Below are 19,892 nucleotides of genomic sequence, written 5' to 3'. Positions count from 1 at the left end.
GTTGAGCGACTTCCATTCAAGCCAGGAGCGCGCGATGGAGCATGACCACTGTGGTGTAGGCGAAGACCGTCGTTGGCAAGCGGTCGTAACGAACGATGTGTCAGCAGATGGCGACTTTTTCTATGGCGTGCGTACAACCGGTATCTATTGCCGGCCGAGCTGTCGCTCACGTACGCCGCGCCAGAAGAATGTGGTCTTCTTCACCGAACGCGCTGCGGCCGAAGCGGCCGGGTTTCGTGCGTGCAAGCGTTGTCGTCCCGACCGACCGCTCGATATGCGACGCACGGATGCGCGTGTCGTACGTGCCTGTCGATGGATCGCAGCCCGCCAAGAGATGCCGCAGCTGCGTGAAATCGCGGCCGAAGTCGGTTTGAATTCGTTCTATTTTCAACGGCTGTTCAAGCGCGAAACCGGCCTGACGCCTATGCAGTACGCGAACGTGCAGCGTCAGGCGCGTTTGCGTGTCCACCTGTCGGCCGGCGAAGGGGTGACCGAGTCGGCGCTCGCCGCCGGCTACGGTTCAGGCGAACACCTGCATGCGCAGGCCGATGCGGCGCTGGGCATGACGCCGTCAGCCTATCGCGACGGGGCGCCGGGCTCGGTCATACGCTTCGCGCTTGGCGAGTGTACGCTCGGTTGTGTGCTGGTCGCCGGTAGTGAGCGCGGCATTTGTGCAATCAGCCTCGGCGATACGCCGGAAGAGCTACTGGCAGAACTCGAGCGGCGCTTCGATCGGGCGCAGCTCGTCGGCGACGATACGCAGTTTGCAGCGCATGTCGCTCGCGTGGTGGGTTTCGTGACCGACCCGCGGCAGGGACTCGGTGATTTGCCGCTGGATATTCGCGGCACTGTTTTCCAGCAGCGGGTCTGGCAGGCGTTGCGCCGGATTCCGGTGGGCACCACGGCAAGCTACGCACAAATCGCAGCAGACATCGGTTTGCCGCGCGCTGTGCGGGCGGTGGCCGGTGCCTGCGCGGCCAATAAGCTGGCACTCGCGATTCCCTGTCACCGGGTGGTGCGCAGCGATGCCAGCCTATCGGGTTATCGCTGGGGGATTGAGCGCAAACGCGTACTGATCGATGCCGAGTCCGCTGTAACCCCCGATATCGATTAACGCACGCCCGCAAGGCATCACCGATGTCGTCAAGTATTCATCGCATGAATGACGAGTATTGAGCGTATTTACTGTTCGGATTCGGCGATCGACCTTAGAATGCGCCACGTCAGCGGTTGATCGCTTCGATCTTTGGGTCGTGAGGGTCGGCTGCGTTCGTGTCTACTTGCTAATAGTTTGAGGAATGAACATGTCACAGTATTCGAAGGACGTTGAGGCAATCGCCGCGCTGCGCGACGCCCAGGGCAGTGCCTGGTCGGCTATCAACCCCGAGCACGCCGCGCGCATGCGCGCCCAGAACCGTTTCCACACGGGTTTGGACATCGCCAAGTACACCGCCAAGATCATGCGTGAAGACATGGCGGCCTACGACAAGGACAGCTCCAAGTACACCCAGTCGCTGGGTTGCTGGCACGGCTTCATCGGGCAGCAGAAAGCGATCTCGATCAAGAAGCATTTCGGTAGCCTCAAGCGTAACTATCTGTACCTGTCGGGCTGGATGGTCGCGGCTCTGCGTAGCGAATTCGGCCCGCTGCCGGATCAGTCCATGCACGAAAAAACCACCGTGCCGATGCTGATCGAAGAGCTCTACACCTTCCTCAAGCAGGCGGACGCCTGGGAGCTCAACCATTACTTCCGTGAGATGGAAGAAGCCAAACAGGCGGGTGACGACGCCGCGGTGAAGAAGGCGCAGGAAAAGATCGACAACTTCGAAACCCACGTCATTCCGATCATCGCCGATATCGATGCCGGTTTCGGTAACGAAGAAGCCACCTATCTACTGGCCAAGAAGATGATCGAGGCCGGCGCCTGCGCCATCCAGATCGAAAACCAGGTCTCCGATGTCAAGCAGTGTGGTCATCAGGACGGCAAGGTCACCGTGCCGCATTCGCAGTTCCTGGCCAAGATTAACGCCGTGCGCTATGCGTTCCTGGAAATGGGTGTGGAAGACGGCATCATCGTCGCCCGTACCGATAGCCTGGGCGCGGGCCTGACCCAGCAGATCGCCGTCTCCAACGAGCCGGGTGATCTGGGTGACCAGTACAACAGCTATATCGATGGCGAAGAGATCAAGGATCCGTCCGAGATCAACGCCTCCGATGTCGTGATCAAGCAAGACGGCAAGCTCGTGCGCCTGAAGCGCCTGGCCTCGGGCCTGTTCGAGTTCAAGAAGGGCACCGGCGAAGACCGTGTGGTGCTGGATTGCATCACCAGCCTGAAGAACGGTGCCGACCTGCTGTGGATCGAGACCGAGAAGCCGCACGTCAAGCAGATCGGCGGCATGGTCGATCGCATCCGCAAGGAAGTGCCGGACGCCAAGCTGGTCTACAACAACAGCCCGTCGTTCAACTGGACGCTGAACTTCCGTCAGCAGGTGTACGACGCCTGGGCCGAGGAAGGCAAGGACCTGTCGGCTTACGACCGCGACAACCTCATGGACGTCCAGTACGACGACACCGAGCTGGGCAAGGTTGCCGACGAGTGGACGCGCGATTTCCAGAAAGAAGGCTCGGCCAAGGCTGGCATCTTCCATCACCTGATCACGCTGCCGACCTACCACACGGCCGCACTGTCGACCGATCAGCTCGCCAAGGGCTACTTCGGCGATCTGGGCATGCTGGCCTACGTGGAAGGCGTGCAGCGCAAGGAAATCCGCGAAGGTATCGCCACCGTGAAGCATCAGGACATGGCCGGTTCCAACATCGGCGATGACCACAAGGAATTCTTCTCGCGTGAAAGCGCGCTGAAGGCCGGTGGCAAGGACAACACGATGAACCAGTTCGGCTAAATCGCCGACTCCATCGTGGCGTTGCGGGTTCGCCCGCGACTGTCCAAATAAAAAGCGGGGCCTCGGCCCCGCTTTTTTGTGCGCGTTGACTATTGCGTTCGCGACTATAAGCGAACGGCAATTCAGTATCAGTCGCTCGCGGTCGTCGTGAGTCCGTTCTGCTTGAGCCGCTGGCGCATGAGCGCACGAAAGAACACCGCCCCGAGTACGATGCCCAGCAACCCGCCGATGGCATGTGCGGCTACGAGTGCGATCAGGCACACAAGCATTACGATTGCTGCCGCGCCCAGAATCAGGCCGCGGTTGTTCGCATCCGGGCGCAGATAGAAATGGCGGAAAACGGCCCCGCTTACGCCTGCCAGAAAGGCCAGGCCGAACACCCCGGGCGCGCCCAGGGGTTCCGCGGCCGACCAGCGCATCATCACCAGGACCGCGAAGGCGACGAGTCCGAAACCCAGGCAGACAACGAAGAAATCGAGCTCGCGACGGAAATGGCTGGCACTTGCCTGCTCACCATAATCCCGACGTGTCTGCGAGGCATGAATGGCCTCGCGCATGAGCCGGCGTTCGCTATCGTCGAAGCGCGCGCGCGTGCTGTCATCGTTTTCGAGATCGACTTTTTCGATCAGCGCCTGTAGGTCGTCGTCTAACCGCATTGGTTCCTCCGGTTCAATGAGTGGTCGTCGTTAATATCTACTGTACTTTCGCATGCTTGCCGCGGTGGCGCTGTGAACGCGCGATTTCGCGCATCGGTTTTTTGTTGCTTCGCTGCGGTGTGGGAAGTCGGTGCGCTCGGCGCGAATGCAGCTGCAACTGGGTAGTGTAAATGCGTACAGTTAAGCGATCGTACTGACTGCTCAAAGGAAATGCACATGAGCGACTCGAACAAGACCGCAACCGAGCAAGAACAGCCCCAGCACAGCAATATCGACAAGGATCCCGAGAACTGGACCACTGGCGACGAAGCGATGACTGGCGCACAGAAATCCTACCTGCAGACCCTGTGCGAAGAGGCGAATGAAACCTTCGACCCGAATCTGAGCAAGGCACAGGCCTCCCAGCGTATCGACGAGCTACAGTCGATCGCGAATCGCGGCGCTTAGCCTCGCGCGGCGTTTTATCGATCGATCAGCGCTGGCCCTGGAGCCAGCGCTTGATCACGCCCACCACATAGGCCTGCTGTGTCGCATCCAGCGCGACCTGTTGCGGGATGCGGTGCCATTTTTCGAGGCAGCTGCGACAACAGGTCGCGGTTGCGTGCTGAGCGATGAAGACTGGGTGATTGCGCATGGGCGTCTGGCGCCCGTCGTTTTTCGGTTGCGCCGGCGCCAGCCGATCGGCTACGAACGCATCGGCATGTTCGAGTACGGTATCGAGCCCGCGTTTTTGCAGGTAGTCCGCCTCGCGCGCGCCGAGCCTGAAACGGCTGCGAAAGCGCGAACGGGCCAGGTGGGCGAATAAGTCGTCGGTATCTCGCATGTGTCTAGGCTAAAACCGAATGCACCGGAAACGCGATACCTCATTCGCTGTGGGTCTCGCCGTCAGCGTGATTCGAGCGGTGACTTCATACCGATAGCGCCGGGCGCGGTCGCCACGAAGCTGAACTTGCGATGCAGATAGTGTGAACCGCCATCGGTAATGAGGTTGATAGACGCGTTATCCGGCGCATGGGTACGTAGATAGGTGGTGATCCGGGTCATGATCGCTCGGCCGACGCCGCGTTGGCTATGTGCCGGTACCTCGACGATATCGCTGACTTGGAAAAACACCCGCTCCCCGTCACGGATAACCCGACCCATACCTATGGGGTGGTCATCGCTCGGAACTTCGACCGCAAACAGGCTCGCCGTCAGCCCGGCCGCCGCCGTGCCGGCACGGCGTTGCGTCATTCCCACGGCTTCGCTCGGGTAACGGTAGGTGGCCACCGACGGAACCCGCTCGTGGCCGGTGTAGTAGCAGAGGTCCATCGCGTTCGAGGTTGCGCTAGGATGGATGGGTCGGCGCGGGCTCGGGCGAGCTCCTGGACAGGGATTGAATCCGAAGCATGTATATGCCCTTTGGGAGAACACACTTTATGCATGCCGCTTCCTCCTCTGCGGATGAGCGCGGCGACCGTATTGGTCGGGCAGTGGAGATGCAGCCTTCAGCTGCTCGCCGTGGAACGCTCATCCCGCGTTGTAGCTGGGCGCGTCATACTGGTCGGCGCGGCCGACGGTCCCAGCCACGCCCACTCATGGCGAATACCCGACAGGAAATGAGGCTTCGGTTTCGGTCGACCGGGAAAAAAGAAGTTCGCACGAGCGGGTGTCGGGTTGTCGGGGGTCGCCATGCGTGAGCCGGGCGATCTATCCGGCGGCATTACGCGCGATGTGCTCGAGCGCGACGGCATACGCGATGCTTTCGCGCATCGCCATCCAAACGTCGCGCTCAACTCGGATGCCGATATGCGTCGATCGATAACCGACACGCTGGCCCAGCGTGCCGCCGCCGGCGACGACCGCATATGGCTGTTCGGCTACGGCTCGCTGCTATGGAATCCCTGTGTAGCGCTGGCCGAAACGCGCAGCGCGCTACTTTACGGCTTTCATCGCGATTTTCGACTCAAACTCGATTACGGTCGCGGCTCGCCCGATGCACCCGGGTTGATGCTTGGCCTGGTGCCCGGTGGGTGCTGTCGCGGTATGGCACTGCAGGTGACCGCGCACGATCTCGAGCACGAGCTGCTGATGGTCTGGCGCCGCGAGATGCTCACCGGTGTTTATCGTCCGCGTTGGGTCGATGTGCATACCGCGGCGGGACCGGTCGCCGCCATTACGTTCGTCGTCAATTCCAGCCACCGTTGTCATTGTCGGCTCGAGGATGGCGAAGTCGTACGGCTGCTGGCTACGGGCCGCGGCCTGTTAGGTACGAGTGCGGCTTATCTCGAGAGCACGGTCGACCGCCTGGATGCCGAAGGAATAGACGACAAGCGCCTGCGCGCGCTGCACGATCGCGTCGTTGCGTATAAAAGATAACAGTACTCGATGTTCAAGTTTCGCCGGCAGGGGCCGATACCGTTTCGACAATAAGATCGGACGCTAGCGTCCGAGGCGCGCAGTAGCGATTGGTAGCCCGCTGCGGCGGTGGAAAGAGGCAGCGATGAGGGTCAAAGATAGCCAGCAGCCGGCTGATCTCGGAAGCCTTATGGCGCTTGTCTCGGATTTTTACTGGCGCTGCGATCAATCCGGTCGTTTTGTACATGTGGAAGGTGGCGCCGTCGAGCGCGGCGATATCGACACCCGTAAGTGGCTTGGTCGCGTGCCGGCTGAAGTTGGTTTAGGCGCCATTGAGCGCGCCGGTTGGCCGCTTCCCGAACAGTCGGTTTCCGACTATGTGGTGCGTTGGGTTCGGGACGATGGTTCGATTCGCTACCTCAGTGTCGCGGCGGAGTCGATCCGCGACGCAAACGGCGAACCCGATGGTTGGCGCGGGCTGGCGCGTGACGTGACCCGCCATCGTATGCGTTATCGCGAACTCAAGCAGTTGCGAACCGCGATCGATGCCTCCCACGACATGATCTTTGTCGTCGATCGCGAATCCATGCGTTTTCTTTACGTAAACGACATCGCCTGCGAGCTGACCGGAAACCCTCGCGAAGCCTTTATGTCTTCCACCCCCGATCAGGTGCTGGGTATCGACCGCGGCGTGCTGGAGGCACAGTACGACCGCGTCATTGCAGTCGGGCGGTTGACGGTCGAGGATCGCAGCCGGCTCGGCCGCGGTGGTTCCATGATGGTGGAACGACGCCGCTGCGCGTTGTTTGTGGAAGGGCGGTGGGTGATCGTCAGCATCGTGCACGATATTACCGATCGTAAACTCGCTGAGCAGTCGCGCGATCGATTAAGCCGCATGTATGCAACGCTGAGCGCCACCAACGAGGCGCTGCTGCGCGCTAGCACGCCGGAAGCGCTGTATCAGCAGCTTTGTGAAGCGGCGGTCGCCAACGACGATGTGCTCGTGGCCGCCACGCTGCGACTCGACGAACAATGCGAAACGTTGCATGTCGTGGGTGTCGCCGGGCCGATCGCGGCCGATGTGGGTGAACTGGTCGTGCCGTTGAACAAGCCCAGTCCGTTGAGCGACGGACTTGTTGGCCGCTGCTTTCGGCAGGGCCGTACCCAGGTTGCCGACGATTATCTCAGCGATCCCCGACTTATGCCCTGGCGGCGTATCGGCAAACGGATCGGGCTGAAATCCGCGGCTGCGGTCCCGATCATCAAGGACGGTACGACGATCGGTGTCATGCTGCTGATTGCAGATCAGACGAACGCGTTCGGCCGTGACGGTGTACGCCTGATCGAGCGCATGGTCGCGAACGTGGTTTTTGCGCTGGAGAATCTCGAGCGCGAAGCCTGGCGGCGCGAGAGCGAAAAACATATCGAGTTTCTGGCCACACACGATGCCCTGACCGGGCTGCCCAACCGCACGCTGTTCAATCAATCGCTAACGATGGCAATCGAGGCCGGTCATCCGTTCGCGGTCATGTTCATTGATCTCGACCGTTTCAAGTTCATCAACGATTCGCTGGGCCACGAGGCGGGCGATCAATTGCTGAAAACGATAGCTAAACGCCTGCGCGCCTGCGTATCGAAAAGCAATACGGTCGCTCGCCTGGGCGGCGACGAATTCGTTGTGCTTATCAAACAGGGTGAAGACCCGGGCGATATCGAGGCGGTCGCCGGTACGATTCTGGATACGGTCCTGCAAGCGGTATCGCTGAACGGACAAGAATATCGGGTGACTGCGAGTATAGGTATTGCGGTTTATCCGGAGGATGCGCGCGACGCTTCGAGCCTTCTCAAACAGGCCGATATGGCCATGTATTGCGCCAAGGACGAGGGCAAGAACAACTTCCAGTTCTATGCCACCGAACTCGAGGATCGTTCGCTGGTGCGCATGCGTCTGGAACACAATCTGCGTTGCGCGCTTGAAAAACAACAATTCGAACTTGCTTACCAGGCCAAGATCAGTCTGGCCGAAGGTCAGATCGTCGGGGTCGAAGCACTGCTGCGCTGGCACTGCGAAGAACTGGGCACCGTGTTGCCCGGTCAGTTTCTGCCGCTGGCCGAGGAGCTTGGTTTGATCGTGCCGATCGGCCGCTGGGTGCTCGAAACCGCCTGCGAACAGAATATGGCATGGCAGCGTGCCGGCCTGCCCGCGGTTCGAATTGCGGTTAATATCTCGGCCGTACAGTTAAGCGATCATACGCTGGTGTCGCACGTACGCTCGGTGCTCGAACGCACGGGCATGCCGCCGCATCTGCTTGAACTCGAGATCACCGAAACGGCGGTAATGCAAAACATTGCCAACGCGGTTGCTCAGCTGGCCGAGATCAAGAAGCTCGGCGTCATGATCGCCATCGACGATTTCGGCACAGGTTATTCGTCCCTGACCCAGCTGCGCGATCTCCCGGTCGATACCCTCAAGATCGATCGTTCCTTTGTGAACGAGTTGGCCACGAACACGACCGATCAGTCGATCGCCCGAGCGATCATTACCATGGGCAAGAACCTGTGTCTGAACGTAATCGCCGAAGGCGTGGAGACGCCGGAGCAAGAAGCATTTTTGCGTGCCGAGGCGTGTGATGCTATGCAGGGTTTCTATTTCAGTCGGCCCGGCGCAGCAGAGGTCTTTGCTGAGCTGCTCGAGGGGCATGCACAGCGCTACGTTGGCTAATTCAAGGCCGGCGGGCCGATGGGTCGCTTCGTAAAGGCGATCTGAACCGTTGTATTGAGTTACCAAACAGCTCAGATCGAAGCGCTTGGCGTATCGGCGGATAACGTAGGAGGCGAAACCTGGTTTCTTCCGCCGCGCTTGGCTTGGTAGAGCGCAGCATCGGCCCGTGCGATGAGTTCATTCATCGGGTTTTCGGCAATAGTCCCGGCGGCCGCGCCAATGCTGATGGTTACATGGCCGTGCGCTGCAACATGCGGGATATGAAAGGCGTTGACCCTATGGCGTAGCCGTTCGGCGATGCCGGTCGTATCAGCCAGCGTGGCATTAAAAAGCAGAATCAGAAATTCTTCACCGCCGTAACGTATCGCCAGATCTTCGTCGTTGCGCAGTTGTGATGCGATTGCGTCGGCAATCCGCTTGAGGCAGGCATCGCCGGCGATATGGCCGTAGTGGTCGTTATAGGCTTTGAAATCATCGACGTCCAGCATGAGAATGCCAAGGCTCGTTCGCGCCAGGCGTCGATCGGCATAAAGTTGAGCGCTGCGTTTTTCGAACTCGTAACGGTTGGCTAAACCGGTCAACGCGTCATGCGTGGCTGCATGCTCGGAGACTTCGTATTCGAACCGGTCATGTGTACGCCGCAAGAACGCGTAGCGCGCGTCGCGTTCCATCCGATAGTTGGCGACCAGGGTTACATAACCCACGCCGGTAATCAGAGACATGCCGATAAGAAACGGGGGAAAGGCGGTCTGCGCGGCCAGAAGTACGGCGCAGTAGCTCGCTATCAGGATCAGCGTGCTGATCAGCGCAAACCGAAAAGGGGGGCGCTGGTTGACGTTGGCATAGGCCAATATGCCCGAAATGGCGTACTGATAGTGGTCGGCTGTAGCCAGATCTCTGTTTATATAAAAGATGAACAACAACTGGGCGGCCATGGCCAGCGGTAAGCTCGCGGAAAGGCATTCGCGCAGCCACAGGCGCGGACGCTGTCGGACAATCAGGCCCGCGATGAGTAGCAGCGGCGTTACCACGATCAAATGGCAAAAAAGCGCGATGCCAAACGTGGCTGGAAGCAGTAGGTAGTCGACAATCAGGTAGAGGTTGTAGATGAGAAGCGACGGTACGATCGTGCTGCTCATCACACGCGCGCGGTATTCGCGCCGGTATGCCTCGTAGGCTTGTTCTACCTCGGGCGGAAAGCGTAAACGGCGCGCGCCGTCGTTCATGCAGCGCTCGATCGTCCGGCGATCGAGCGTGGCTCCCGAATTTATCGCAGCAGATTCGGCCAAGGCAGATGCTGTTCGTTCACGTCATCCTGCCTTATACCATGTCAGCACGCGATGATCAGTTGGGCCTTAGCCTTAGCCGTCGACGATGCCCTGAGCGCGTGCCATGGCATAAGCAGCCTTTGGCCCGGTCCAAAGCGAGGGCAGCAGCACAAGCGATACCGGAATGGCCGTAATCACGATCAACTGCTGCAAAGCACCGATCTGGCCGCTGCCCATGGTCAACAGCACGCCGGCCATGACGGCCATGATGATCCCGCATAGGGCTCGCATGAGTGGCGCGGGCTCGTCGTGCCCGGCGGCGACCACGGCAATCGCATAGCTCATGGAGTCGCCCGTGGTGGCGACGAAGATCGATGTCAGCACCATGATGGCGAGCGCCATGGCTGCACCGCCTGGCAGCGCCTGCGCCACCGTCAGGGTGGCGACGTCGAACTTGAAGTTTGCCAATGCATCGGTGAGATCGAAGACTCCGGCCATCTGGTAGTAGATGCCCGACCCGCCGAGCAAGGTAAACCAGAGCGTGGTGGCGATCGGTGCCAGTACGGCGACCGATACGACCATCTGGCGGATCGTGCGTCCGCGCGAGATACGGGCGACGAAGATCGCCATTAACGGTCCGTAGCCGATGAACCAGGCAAAGAAGAACACGGTCCACCATTTCATCCACCAGGCCGGCGCGGTCTGGGCGGTCATCGTGGCCATGGTGAAAAACGAACTGATGTAATCCCCGAAAGCCTGGCTATAGGAATTGACCAGGAATAACGTGGGCCCGAAAACGAAGATGACGGCCGCGATGCCCAGTGCAAGAAACACGTTGAAACGGCTCATCAGCTGAATGCCGCGATTGATGCCGGTCACGGCCGATGTAACGTAGACAATGCCGAGCACGACGAGAATGGCCAACTGGGTGGTAAGTCCTTCCGCCACGCCGAAAATCTCGTGCAGCCCGTAGCTGACCTGGGTGGCCAGAAAGCCGATCGGGCCGACCGTGCCGGCCACCACCGCGATAATGCAGACGGCATCGATCACGCTGCCGATGGGACCATGAATCATGCGCCGGCCCAGTATCGGCAGCAGCAGGCTGCGCGGGCGTAGCGGCTCGCCGTTGTCGTAATGGGCATGGGCGAGAACGATCGCGGTCAGCGAACCCAGAATGGCCCAGGCGAGAAAGCCCCAGTGCATGAACGACTGTGCGAGCGCGTCGGAAACGGCGGCGGCACTGCCTGCCTCGCTATCAAAAGCCGGCGGCGTGGTCAGAAAATGATAGACCGGCTCGCCTGCGGCAAAGAACACGCCGCCACCGGCCAGCAACGTACACATGATGATGGACAGCCACTTGAAAGTGCTCAGTTCGGGCGTATCAAGACCGCCGATACGCGCCCGTGCGGCGGGCGTGCAAGCCACGCCGATGCCGATAAAAAACGTCGCCAGAAGTAACCATTCGAAATAAGGGCCTAGCGTTGTCGCGGTCCAGGCGAATCCGGTTGCGATCGCGCTTGCGACACCGTCGAGGTCGTAAAACGACAGGCCAAGGAACAGAGCAACGAACCCCACGCTTAAAACGAGGGTGATGGGATCGCCCCAGCGCGATACGGATACGTTGGCAGGGGCAGTGGAAGATTGGTTCATGGGCAGATCGTTTCGTCTGCAACGAAGACGTCAAAAGCGCGCAGCACATCCGCCCGGAGCCAGGCAGAGAATGGCGTTTCGTGGTGTCGGTCCCCGTCGCCGCATTGTTGCGGTGCAAAATAAAGCGCACCATCGTACAGCAGCGATGCAAGTGCGTCTGGGAGCGCTGCGCTCAGTCGTGGCGTGACGGGCTGGTGCGTAGGGTCTTGGTGCGTCCCCGCCGTGTCTTCGCATCCAGGCGTTTACGCTTGGCGCGTTGCGACGGTTTGGTGGGCTTACGTCGACGTGCAACGGCGGTCGCGTTGCGTACGATGGCTTCGAGCCGGGTAAGCGCGTCCTCGCGATTCTTGTCCTGACTACGAAACCGTTGCGCCTTGATCACGATAACGCCGTCGCGTGTGATACGGCGATCGCGCCGTTCGAGCAGCCGTTCCTTGTATTGATCGGGCAACGATGACGCTCGAATATCGAAGCGCAGATGCACGGCGGTGGCCACCTTGTTGACGTTCTGGCCGCCGGCGCCAGACGAACGTATCGCATGCCACTCGATTTCCCAGTCTTCGATACTTACACGATTGGAGATTGGTAGCGCCATGTCGTGAGGTTAGTCGATTTCCTGGCGAACCTGACCGTAGGCCAGTAGCGAAAACAAGACCGTGCCGCCCAGTACGTTGCCGATGAACGCCGGCAAAAGGCAGCCCCAGAGCGCATCGATAATCGCCACTTCGCCGGCCAGTACGAGCAGAAACGCTTCCATGGAGCCCACCACAACATGGGCAAAACCGCCAAGTGCGATCATGTAGGTCGCAATCACGATCACCCAGATTTCCGAGCCGCGGGCATTGGGCAGCATCCAGACCATGGCCGCCACGAAGAACCCGGCTGGAATACCGTGCAGGAGCGTCTCAAGCCAGCCTTTTTCCATTAACGGCCGTGACACCTCATGGAAAGCGGCCAATTGTTCGGGCGTGGCAAAGCCGATTACGTCGGTGAACGTTGCAGCGACCAGCGTGCCGAGCATGTTGGCCGCAAAGACCACGCTCCAAAGGCGGGCGATACATATCAGCGAACCGCGAGTGGTGCGTGCCATGAGCGGTAGTACGGCGGTGATCGTGTTTTCGGTGAACAGCTGCATGCGGCCGAGCACTACCAACACGAAACCCACGCAATAGCCGAACGCCTCCAGTGGCACGCGCCAAGGGCTGTCGGGCAGACTGCTATGCAGTAGTCCTTCGGCGATAACCGACGTCGAAATTGCGATGCCGGCGGCGACGCCGGACCACCAGAGCGAACCCAATGGGCGCGACATTTCCTCTTCACCGTCGCGGCGAATCGTCTGATAGATCGCGCGGGCGGACACGCGTGTATTGGGAACCGGACGGGATTGAGTTTCGGGCATGAATTGTGCGCGATTTAACCAGTGCAGCGCGCAAGCCTAAACCGAATCACACAATTGCGCGATGCGGCGTGACCCGCTATGGCATAGCAAACTCAATGCACGGCTTGTCTTGGACCCGCATCGACCCATGTTCTGGGTTAAGCATTCAATAAGGTGAAAGCGCTATGGCATTTATTGAAGTCGACCGCGAAAATGACGCGCCGGTAGAGCTGTATTACGAGGACGTCGGCAGCGGCAAACCGGTCGTGCTCATTCACGGCTGGCCCCTGTCCGGACGTTCCTGGGAAAACCAGGTGCCAGCGCTCGTCGACGCCGGCTATCGTGTGATCACCTACGACCGGCGCGGTTTCGGCAAGTCCTCGCAGCCGTTCACAGGCTACGACTACGACACGCTCGCCCGCGATCTGAACACCCTGGTCGAACATCTGGATTTGTCCGACATGACGCTGGTCGGCTTCTCCATGGGCGGCGGCGAAGTCGCACGCTATATCGGCACCTACGGTACCCAGCGCGTGGCCAAGGCCGTACTCGCAGCCGCCGTGCCGCCGTATCTCTACAAGGCGGACGACAATCCCGACGGCGGTCTGGATGACGCAACGATCGCCGAGTTTGAAAACGGTGTGAAAAGCGATCGCCCGGCCTTCTTCGAAGATTTCTCGGGCAACTTCTTTTCCACCGAACAGGGTGGGCTGCTCGTCAGCGACGCCAACCGCCAGTATCACCGCGATATCGCCTGGTTCGCCTCGCCCAAGGGCACGTTGGATTGCATCGCGGCCTTCGGGCGCACCGACTTCCGCGACGATCTGGCGAAGTTCGATGTCCCGACGCTGGTCATTCACGGCGATTCCGATGGCATCGTTCCGTTCGAAGTCAGCGGTAAGCGTTCGGTGGATGCCATCAGCGACAGTTCGTTGACGCTTATCGAAGGCGGGCCGCATGGCATCAATGCCACGCACGCCGACGAGTTCAACAAGGCATTGCTCGATTTCCTAGGGTAGACAGCGAACGCGACGAACGGGGCCGTGAACGGCCCCGTTGTTGCATGTCATGGCCCCACGTATGGCTGACCCGGGTTCAACGCTGACCGCGCTGATCGAGCGGCGCCACAGCGTACGTGAATATAGCGACGCGGCGATCGACCGCGTCGCGCTCGAGCGTATCGTTCACTGCGCCCAGGGCGGATCCGCGCTCGGCAAACGCAACGCGCCATCGGCGCATGCGCTATATCCGCTACGGCTGTTCGCTGTCATTCAGCGACTGAACGAGCCGGAATACGCGCCTGGATTGTATGCGCTCGATACACCCGAAGGCCGGCTCGGTGAATGGGTGAAAACGGTTCCACCCGAAGCGTTGCGGGCAACTGCGCTAGCCGATGATGTCTGGCTGGAGCTGGCGGCCGTCGTGCTGGTTGTGGCGGCCGATTATGCGGCGGCCCGCGCGCATTTCGCCGATCACCAGCCCGATGGCCGGCGCGGCGAGCGCTATGTCCATATCGAGACGGGTGCGGTCTTGCAGAACATGCACCTGGCCACGTTGGCGCAAGACCTGGGTGGTGTGATCGTCGCCGGTTTCGACGATGCACGTCTTTCCAGCCTTCTGAATCTGCATGCTCCGCTGCAACCTGTGGCGCTTTTCTGTATCGGGGCGCCGGCCGAGCCTTCAGCCGGGCTTTGAAGACTCGTTTTCGACTGGTATCGGCGCTCTGAAGTGTAGCGTCCGGTACGGGTAGGGGATTTCTATGCCCGCCGCGTCCAGCGCGGCCTTGATGGCGACGACAATCTCGTTACGCGATTTGCGTGTGCCCAGCGGCGTCGAATCGCACCACCAGCTCACGTCGATATCCATGCTGCTGCTGCCAAAGCCGGTGGCGAAAACCTGCACCGGATAGTCTTTCACGCGGCTTTCGCAGGCGCGTACCGTGGTTTCGATCACCTCCAATGCTTCGGCGAGATTTTCGTCGTAGGCTACGCCTGTTACGACATGAATTCGCCGGACCGGCTGATTAGTGAGTACGAGCACCGGGTTCTTGAACAGGCTGGCATTGGGCACGACAAGCAGCTCGCCGGTGACCTGACGGATATTGGTCACGCGAATATTGATCTGTTCGACGCGCCCCATGATGTCGCCGCTCTCGATGAAATCCCCGTTCTCGAACGGGTATTTCCACAGCATGAGCATGCCGGCAAAGAAATTCTCGAACGTGTCCTTGAACGCAAAGCCGACTGCGACCGATAACAGGCCCAGCCCACCCAGTGCTTTCGCAGGCGAAAGGCCGGGAAAGACCACGACAGCCGCCAGAGTGAGGCCCAGCGCCCATATGGCCAACGAGAGCAGCCGATCGATCAGACGGCGCAGTGATGGACGCGCTTTTTTGCTGACCACGCGCGCGGCGAGCACCGTACTCATCCAGGCCATGACCCAGGTGAGCGCCACAATGGTCAGGCCGATACCAATAAAAGGCATGTGATCCACGAACGCCGCCCAGGTCACGAGTACCGTGTCGTGAACCGAGCCCATCACCTCGTCGACCGAGTCGGGCGCTGCCGCTGCTTCTGCACTGGATGCCATGGACAAATATTACCTCTTGTGTGCTACCGGCTTGGCCCGCGGGGTTTAGGGGCCTTCGCGCGTAACCGCGAGTGCCGCTGTTGTTTGTCCTGTGATCTGACTCATTGTTTTAACAGCGCTTTCGCCGTTCCCCTCAAAACGCGCTTACACCGGCTCGCCGATAAAGTTTTATAGCGACAAGCCGATGAGTAAACGAGCGGTCTTGCTGCTCATATGAGCTACGTTTGCTTCGGGTCTGCGTTGCAAGACCTGTTTGTTTTCCCCCAATTCGTGCAGGCGATCGTCCATGACCGATTCTTCTACTGTAGCCCACGCAGAGTTTGAGGCGCTTCGTAGCGCAATCGATCGCGCGCACGCGGTGATCGAGTTCGACGCGCAAGGCCTGATACTGGGCGCCAACGCCAACTTCTGCCGAACGCTGGGCTACGGGCTCGACGAAATCGTCGGCCAGCACCATCGGATGTTCTGCAGCCAAGAAGACGTCGAACACCCGGAGTATGCCGAATCCTGGGACAAGCTCGGTAGCGGGCATTTCGATAGCGGGGAATATCGACGTATCGCCAAGGGCGGCAGCGAGGTCTGGCTGAACGCAACCTACAATCCGATCCGGGACGAGGCGGGCAACATCGTCAAGATCATCAAGCTGGCCACGGACATCACGAGCGAAAAGCGTATCAGCGCTGAACACGCCAGCAAGCTCAGCGCGCTGGATCGCTCCCAGGCCGTGGTCGAGTTCGATCTGAGCGGTACGATTCTCAACGCGAATCGAAATTTCCTCTCACTTACCGGCTATACCCTCGAAGAAATTCGGGGTCGTCATCACCGGCTGTTCTGCGAAACGGCGCACGTCGAAAGCGAGGCCTATCAAGAATTCTGGCGCGCGCTGGCGCGCGGCGAATTCAAAAGCGGCGAGTATTGTCGAATCGACAAGAGCGGGCGCGAAATATGGCTGCAGGCCAGCTACAACCCGGTGCTGGACGCCTACGGTAAACCGTACAAGGTGGTGAAGTTTGCCGCCGACGTCACAGCTCACAAGACACAGGAAGCAGAGTCGGAAAGCCAGCTTCGCGCGATCGATCGTTCGCGTGCGGTCGTCGAGTTCGATCTTGACGGCCATGTGCTCAAGGCAAACAAGAATTTTCTTAGCCTGATGGGGTACAGCGAAGCGGAATTGATTGGCGAGCATCACCGTCGTCTGTGCGATCTGGCGTACGCCCAAAGCGAGGACTATCGCAGCTTCTGGGCACGTCTGGCCCGCGGCGAATTCGTGGCCGGCGAGTTTCAGCGTCAAACCCGGGATGGCCGCGAGGTCTGGTTGCAGGCGATCTACAACCCGATTCTCGACGCACGCGGACGCCCCACCAAGGTCGTCAAGTTTGCCAGCGATATGACCGAGGCGCGTCAGCGTCAGGCCGAGGCAGACGGTAAATTCGACGCGATCGATCGAGCCCAGAGCGTGATCGAATTCAATCTCGACGGCACGATCATCACGGCCAACAAGAATTTCCGAGAAACCGTGGGGTACCGGCTCGACGAACTTGTCGGCAAGCATCACAGCATGTTCTGCGAAGCGGACTACGCGGCCAGCGAAGACTACAAACTTCTGTGGAAGAAACTCGCGGCCGGCGAGTACGTTGCAGACCAGTTCAGACGGGTGGCGCGTAACGGGCGCGAAATCTGGCTACAGGCGAGCTACAACCCGATCTTCGATCTGCATGGGCGTCCCTGCAAAGTGGTGAAGTTCGCCACGGATATCACCGCGGACAAGCACCGCAACACCGAATTCGAGGGCAAGGTCAACGCAATTGCTCGTTCGCAGGCGGTGATCGAGTTCGATCTCAAGGGCTATATCCTGACCGTCAATGACAACTTCCTGAACACGCTGGGCTACCAGCGCGACGAGCTCATCGGCCAGCATCATCGTTTGCTGTGCGATCCGTCCTATGTCGCCAGCGGCCCGTATCGCGACTTCTGGCAAGCGCTGGGGCGCGGCGAATATGTCAGCGACCGGTTCATGCGGATCGGGCGGTTCGGGCAGCGCATCTGGATCCAGGCGACCTATAACCCGATCTTCGACGCCGACGGTGAACCGTACAAGGTCGTGAAATTTGCGACCGACATCACCGAACAGGTCGAGCGCGAAGAACATATCCAGCAACAGTCCGACGCCATGCGCGAGGCTGTACAGGAATTGCACGCGTCGATCGCCTCGATCGTCGAGAACACGCGGCTCACGCGGGAAATGGCGCGTACGACACAGCGCGAAGCAGCGCAAGGCGTCAAAGCGCTGGAAAACTCGACCGAAGCGATGGCAGCGATCCACAAGTCGTCCGAAGATATCGAAGAGATCGTGAAAGTGATCGGCGAAATCGCCTCGCAAACCAATCTGCTGGCGTTCAACGCCGCGATTGAAGCCGCGCGTGCCGGTGAGCATGGGCTCGGGTTCTCGGTCGTTGCCGATGAGGTGCGAAAGCTGGCCGAGAAATCGGCCGATGCCACGCGTCAGATCAATCGCCTCATCAGTCAATCGCTCAAACGTATCGACAGTGGCAACGATGTCATCCGCGTGGCGCACGACGCGTTCGGGCGCATTGCCGAAGGGGTTGAACAGACCACGGCGTCGGTGGAGGAGATTACCACCACCACGGAAGATCAGCTTGGCACCGCCGACCGTGTAGATAGTCTGATCCGTGAGCTCACCGATTCGACCCGTGAAGCCGATCGTCACGATCTGAATGCCCGGCGTAAAGCGCCGGCACGACTGAAAGCGGCCAACGAAGGCTGATGAGCCAGCACACTCTAGGCATTCTGGGTCTGGCGCAAGGCGAAGTTGCTTTCGACGTGGCGTCGTTGCGCGAGGTCGTTTCACTGGAACAGCCACCGGCGCCCATGCCGAGAGCGCCAAGTTGGCTGATCGGCAGCTTTAGTCTGCGCGGGGTGCAGATACCTACCGTGGATCTGGCGGCGTTGCTCAACCTGCCGTGCGGGCCGCGTCCGGATGGCGCCATGCTCACCGTGGCCGTGCTCGCCAATCGCGGCTGCCGGTTCGCTGTGCTCGTGGACCGAGTGGGCGATGTCATAAGCGTCGATGCACAGGCTCTGAATGCGCTTGACGGCACGGATAGCGATGCCCGGTTGTTCGCGGCCCATGTTTTTTGCAGACCGGGCGCCGACAAACCGGTCTATGTACTCGATATCGAAGCGCTGCTCGATCTCGACGACATGGTATATGTCAGCGATGAAGCAGGACGCGATGCGCGCGCGGCGCGTACCGGGAACTATGCCCGTGCTGCCACACGTCGGCGTGCCGTGATTGCGAGTTCGGGCAGCCTGACGTTAGCGGTCGATGCCGATGTGGTGCGCGAGATCGCGGATTGTCACACGTTGGACGAGCCTGCGGTGGCGATTGCAGGTTATCTCGGCAACCACCGCCTGCGCGGCGATACGGTGCCGGTATTCGATGCGCATGTACTCATGGGGCAATCGCCGGCAACGAGCGCGGCGTCGCAAATGGTGGTGCTGGATACCGGGCAGGGGAATATTGCCTTGGCCGTGGAGCATATCCTGAGCATGGTCGACTATCAGCCACAGGACTGCCTGCCGCTGGCCGGCCCCTCCGGCCACTCGAGCGACCAAGTGCTCGCTGGTCTGTTATCGCGGCCGGACATGCCGGACGCGCTGATGCTTTCCCACGCCGCGCTCTTCGCGCGCGAGGAACTCGCCAACATCGCACGTGTGCATGCTGAACTGAACCATGCAGTACACGAACGCAAGCGCAACGGCGTTGCCTGGCGTCGTTTTGCCTTCCTGCATTTCGAGGCGGCGGGTGAGTTCGTGGTGCTGCTGGACCAGCTCGAAGCCGTGCTGAGCATGCCCGCGCAGTACTCGCCGTTAGGCCATGCCGGCGTGTTCGAGGGTGTCTTTCGCCATCTGGACCAGCTTGTCACGCTTGTCGACCTGCGCCGCCTGCTCGGGCGGCCGACTTCGGAGCGCGCCGATTGCCAGGTGCTCGTGGTCGCTGTGCCGGCCGGTCGTATCGGCTTCATGGTGGATTCAGCGCACGATATCGAATATATCGAAGCCCCCAGCGACAGCCTGCACGTACATCGCCGCGGCAGCGACGATGCGAATCCGACATTGGCACAGCGCCATCATTGCCTGACGTCGGTCGGCGAGGGATCACGCAAGCAATATCTGGCACTGCTATGCCTGCAGGCGCTAGCCGCGCAGTTGCTGGGCGATCAGCACGCGCCGCAAGACAGTGTTTGTACGCCGGCCCGATTCGACGAAAAAATCGCTGCCGTCTAGATACGCGGCTGTAAGCACGGTAGTCCATGCGTTGCGTTTGGCGCCACCGGAACGGGAATATTCTTACGGGTGAATCCAAAT

General features: G+C 60.2%; 17 protein-coding genes. 9 read left to right on the top strand and 8 right to left on the bottom strand.

Translation table 11 applies throughout. The features are described 5' to 3' along the window. Positions 1-34: 34 nt before the first annotated feature. Together ada and SSPSH_RS13780 are read left to right on the top strand one after the other, a co-directional pair. Positions 35-1,114 carry a bifunctional DNA-binding transcriptional regulator/O6-methylguanine-DNA methyltransferase Ada gene (gene ada / locus SSPSH_RS13785; RefSeq protein WP_006912418.1) on the top strand — a complete coding sequence of 360 codons (1,080 nt, stop codon included), beginning with the start codon at positions 35-37 and terminating at the stop codon, positions 1,112-1,114. Between the two features lie 190 nt (positions 1,115-1,304). Continuing rightward, positions 1,305-2,903, top strand: a complete 1,599-nt coding sequence (locus tag SSPSH_RS13780) for an isocitrate lyase (protein ID WP_006912417.1) — start codon at positions 1,305-1,307, stop codon at positions 2,901-2,903. Positions 2,904-3,031: 128 nt separating this feature from the next. Here SSPSH_RS13780 and SSPSH_RS13775 read toward each other — a convergent pair whose 3' ends face one another. After that, a complete protein-coding gene (locus tag SSPSH_RS13775; protein ID WP_006912416.1) occupies positions 3,032-3,559 on the bottom strand; it encodes a hypothetical protein in 528 nt (175 codons plus the stop codon). Positions 3,560-3,775: 216 nt separating this feature from the next. On the opposite strand from SSPSH_RS13775, the gene SSPSH_RS13770 reads away from it, so the two are divergent. Further along, positions 3,776-4,006 (top strand): DUF3072 domain-containing protein, encoded by a 231-nt coding sequence (locus SSPSH_RS13770; protein WP_006912415.1) that lies wholly within the window; start codon positions 3,776-3,778, stop codon positions 4,004-4,006. 25 nt (positions 4,007-4,031) lie between these two features. Here SSPSH_RS13770 and SSPSH_RS13765 read toward each other — a convergent pair whose 3' ends face one another. Together SSPSH_RS13765 and SSPSH_RS13760 are read right to left on the bottom strand one after the other, a co-directional pair. Next, positions 4,032-4,382, bottom strand: a complete 351-nt coding sequence (locus tag SSPSH_RS13765) for a DUF4186 domain-containing protein (protein ID WP_006912414.1) — start codon at positions 4,380-4,382, stop codon at positions 4,032-4,034. A gap of 62 nt (positions 4,383-4,444) precedes the next feature. Then, on the bottom strand, positions 4,445-4,870 hold the full coding sequence (locus SSPSH_RS13760; RefSeq protein WP_006912413.1) for a hypothetical protein: 426 nt from the start codon (positions 4,868-4,870) through the stop codon (positions 4,445-4,447). A 360-nt stretch (positions 4,871-5,230) separates the two neighbouring features. Here SSPSH_RS13760 and SSPSH_RS13755 point away from each other — a divergent pair, with 360 nt between their 5' ends. Beyond that, entirely contained in the window at positions 5,231-5,917 is a 687-nt protein-coding gene (locus tag SSPSH_RS13755; RefSeq protein ID WP_021031803.1) for a gamma-glutamylcyclotransferase, read from the top strand. Between the two features lie 124 nt (positions 5,918-6,041). Next, on the top strand, positions 6,042-8,618 hold the full coding sequence (locus SSPSH_RS13750; RefSeq protein WP_006912411.1) for a sensor domain-containing protein: 2,577 nt from the start codon (positions 6,042-6,044) through the stop codon (positions 8,616-8,618). 71 nt (positions 8,619-8,689) lie between these two features. On the opposite strand, the gene SSPSH_RS13745 is transcribed toward SSPSH_RS13750, so the two are convergent. The 4 genes from SSPSH_RS13745 to SSPSH_RS13730 form a co-directional block, all read right to left on the bottom strand. Beyond that, positions 8,690-9,844 carry a GGDEF domain-containing protein gene (locus tag SSPSH_RS13745; protein ID WP_021031802.1) on the bottom strand — a complete coding sequence of 385 codons (1,155 nt, stop codon included), beginning with the start codon at positions 9,842-9,844 and terminating at the stop codon, positions 8,690-8,692. Positions 9,845-9,979: 135 nt separating this feature from the next. Then, positions 9,980-11,536 carry a BCCT family transporter gene (locus SSPSH_RS13740; RefSeq protein ID WP_006912407.1) on the bottom strand — a complete coding sequence of 519 codons (1,557 nt, stop codon included), beginning with the start codon at positions 11,534-11,536 and terminating at the stop codon, positions 9,980-9,982. A gap of 172 nt (positions 11,537-11,708) precedes the next feature. Further along, entirely contained in the window at positions 11,709-12,131 is a 423-nt protein-coding gene (arfB, locus tag SSPSH_RS13735; RefSeq protein WP_006912406.1) for an alternative ribosome rescue aminoacyl-tRNA hydrolase ArfB, read from the bottom strand. Between the two features lie 9 nt (positions 12,132-12,140). Further along, positions 12,141-12,935, bottom strand: coding sequence for a formate/nitrite transporter family protein (locus SSPSH_RS13730; RefSeq protein ID WP_006912405.1), 795 nt, complete (start codon positions 12,933-12,935; stop codon positions 12,141-12,143). Between the two features lie 164 nt (positions 12,936-13,099). Here SSPSH_RS13730 and SSPSH_RS13725 point away from each other — a divergent pair, with 164 nt between their 5' ends. Both SSPSH_RS13725 and SSPSH_RS13720 read left to right on the top strand, forming a co-directional pair. Beyond that, positions 13,100-13,933 (top strand): alpha/beta fold hydrolase, encoded by an 834-nt coding sequence (locus tag SSPSH_RS13725; protein ID WP_006912404.1) that lies wholly within the window; start codon positions 13,100-13,102, stop codon positions 13,931-13,933. Between the two features lie 61 nt (positions 13,934-13,994). Continuing rightward, positions 13,995-14,609, top strand: coding sequence for a nitroreductase family protein (locus SSPSH_RS13720; RefSeq protein WP_006912403.1), 615 nt, complete (start codon positions 13,995-13,997; stop codon positions 14,607-14,609). On the opposite strand, the gene SSPSH_RS13715 is transcribed toward SSPSH_RS13720, so the two are convergent. Then, the gene (locus tag SSPSH_RS13715; protein WP_006912402.1) at positions 14,595-15,503 is read right to left on the bottom strand and encodes a mechanosensitive ion channel family protein; all 909 of its coding nucleotides are present in this window, start codon (positions 15,501-15,503) and stop codon (positions 14,595-14,597) included. The two genes, SSPSH_RS13720 and SSPSH_RS13715, sit on opposite strands and share 15 nt — an antisense overlap. Before the next feature lie 286 nt (positions 15,504-15,789). On the opposite strand from SSPSH_RS13715, the gene SSPSH_RS13710 reads away from it, so the two are divergent. Beyond that, complete coding sequence (locus SSPSH_RS13710) at positions 15,790-18,288, top strand: methyl-accepting chemotaxis protein (RefSeq protein WP_006912401.1); 2,499 nt, start codon at positions 15,790-15,792, stop codon at positions 18,286-18,288. Continuing rightward, positions 18,288-19,811 carry a chemotaxis protein CheW gene (locus SSPSH_RS13705; protein ID WP_006912400.1) on the top strand — a complete coding sequence of 508 codons (1,524 nt, stop codon included), beginning with the start codon at positions 18,288-18,290 and terminating at the stop codon, positions 19,809-19,811. Before SSPSH_RS13710 ends, SSPSH_RS13705 begins: the two co-directional genes overlap by 1 nt. The last annotated feature ends 81 nt before the right edge of the window (positions 19,812-19,892 follow it).

Source organism: Salinisphaera shabanensis E1L3A (assembly GCF_000215955.2).
Classification (GTDB): Bacteria; Pseudomonadota; Gammaproteobacteria; order Nevskiales; family Salinisphaeraceae; genus Salinisphaera; species Salinisphaera shabanensis.
This window is presented reverse-complemented; position numbering and strand designations above follow the sequence as displayed.

What these genes read in the sequence shown, in the direction of transcription:
- SSPSH_RS13720 (WP_006912403.1), top strand. Translation starts at nt 13,995, where the DNA reads ATGGCTGACCCGGGTTCAACGCTGACCGCGCTGATCGAGCGGCGCCAC.
- SSPSH_RS13765 (WP_006912414.1), bottom strand. Translation starts at nt 4,382, where the DNA reads ATGCGAGATACCGACGACTTATTCGCCCACCTGGCCCGTTCGCGCTTT.
- SSPSH_RS13730 (WP_006912405.1), bottom strand. Translation starts at nt 12,935, where the DNA reads ATGCCCGAAACTCAATCCCGTCCGGTTCCCAATACACGCGTGTCCGCC.
- SSPSH_RS13775 (WP_006912416.1), bottom strand. Translation starts at nt 3,559, where the DNA reads ATGCGGTTAGACGACGACCTACAGGCGCTGATCGAAAAAGTCGATCTC.
- arfB (WP_006912406.1), bottom strand. Translation starts at nt 12,131, where the DNA reads ATGGCGCTACCAATCTCCAATCGTGTAAGTATCGAAGACTGGGAAATC.
- SSPSH_RS13740 (WP_006912407.1), bottom strand. Translation starts at nt 11,536, where the DNA reads ATGAACCAATCTTCCACTGCCCCTGCCAACGTATCCGTATCGCGCTGG.
- SSPSH_RS13745 (WP_021031802.1), bottom strand. Translation starts at nt 9,844, where the DNA reads ATGAACGACGGCGCGCGCCGTTTACGCTTTCCGCCCGAGGTAGAACAA.
- SSPSH_RS13770 (WP_006912415.1), top strand. Translation starts at nt 3,776, where the DNA reads ATGAGCGACTCGAACAAGACCGCAACCGAGCAAGAACAGCCCCAGCAC.
- SSPSH_RS13725 (WP_006912404.1), top strand. Translation starts at nt 13,100, where the DNA reads ATGGCATTTATTGAAGTCGACCGCGAAAATGACGCGCCGGTAGAGCTG.
- SSPSH_RS13750 (WP_006912411.1), top strand. Translation starts at nt 6,042, where the DNA reads ATGAGGGTCAAAGATAGCCAGCAGCCGGCTGATCTCGGAAGCCTTATG.
- SSPSH_RS13715 (WP_006912402.1), bottom strand. Translation starts at nt 15,503, where the DNA reads ATGGCATCCAGTGCAGAAGCAGCGGCAGCGCCCGACTCGGTCGACGAG.
- SSPSH_RS13710 (WP_006912401.1), top strand. Translation starts at nt 15,790, where the DNA reads ATGACCGATTCTTCTACTGTAGCCCACGCAGAGTTTGAGGCGCTTCGT.
- ada (WP_006912418.1), top strand. Translation starts at nt 35, where the DNA reads ATGGAGCATGACCACTGTGGTGTAGGCGAAGACCGTCGTTGGCAAGCG.
- SSPSH_RS13705 (WP_006912400.1), top strand. Translation starts at nt 18,288, where the DNA reads ATGAGCCAGCACACTCTAGGCATTCTGGGTCTGGCGCAAGGCGAAGTT.
- SSPSH_RS13755 (WP_021031803.1), top strand. Translation starts at nt 5,231, where the DNA reads ATGCGTGAGCCGGGCGATCTATCCGGCGGCATTACGCGCGATGTGCTC.
- SSPSH_RS13780 (WP_006912417.1), top strand. Translation starts at nt 1,305, where the DNA reads ATGTCACAGTATTCGAAGGACGTTGAGGCAATCGCCGCGCTGCGCGAC.
- SSPSH_RS13760 (WP_006912413.1), bottom strand. Translation starts at nt 4,870, where the DNA reads ATGGACCTCTGCTACTACACCGGCCACGAGCGGGTTCCGTCGGTGGCC.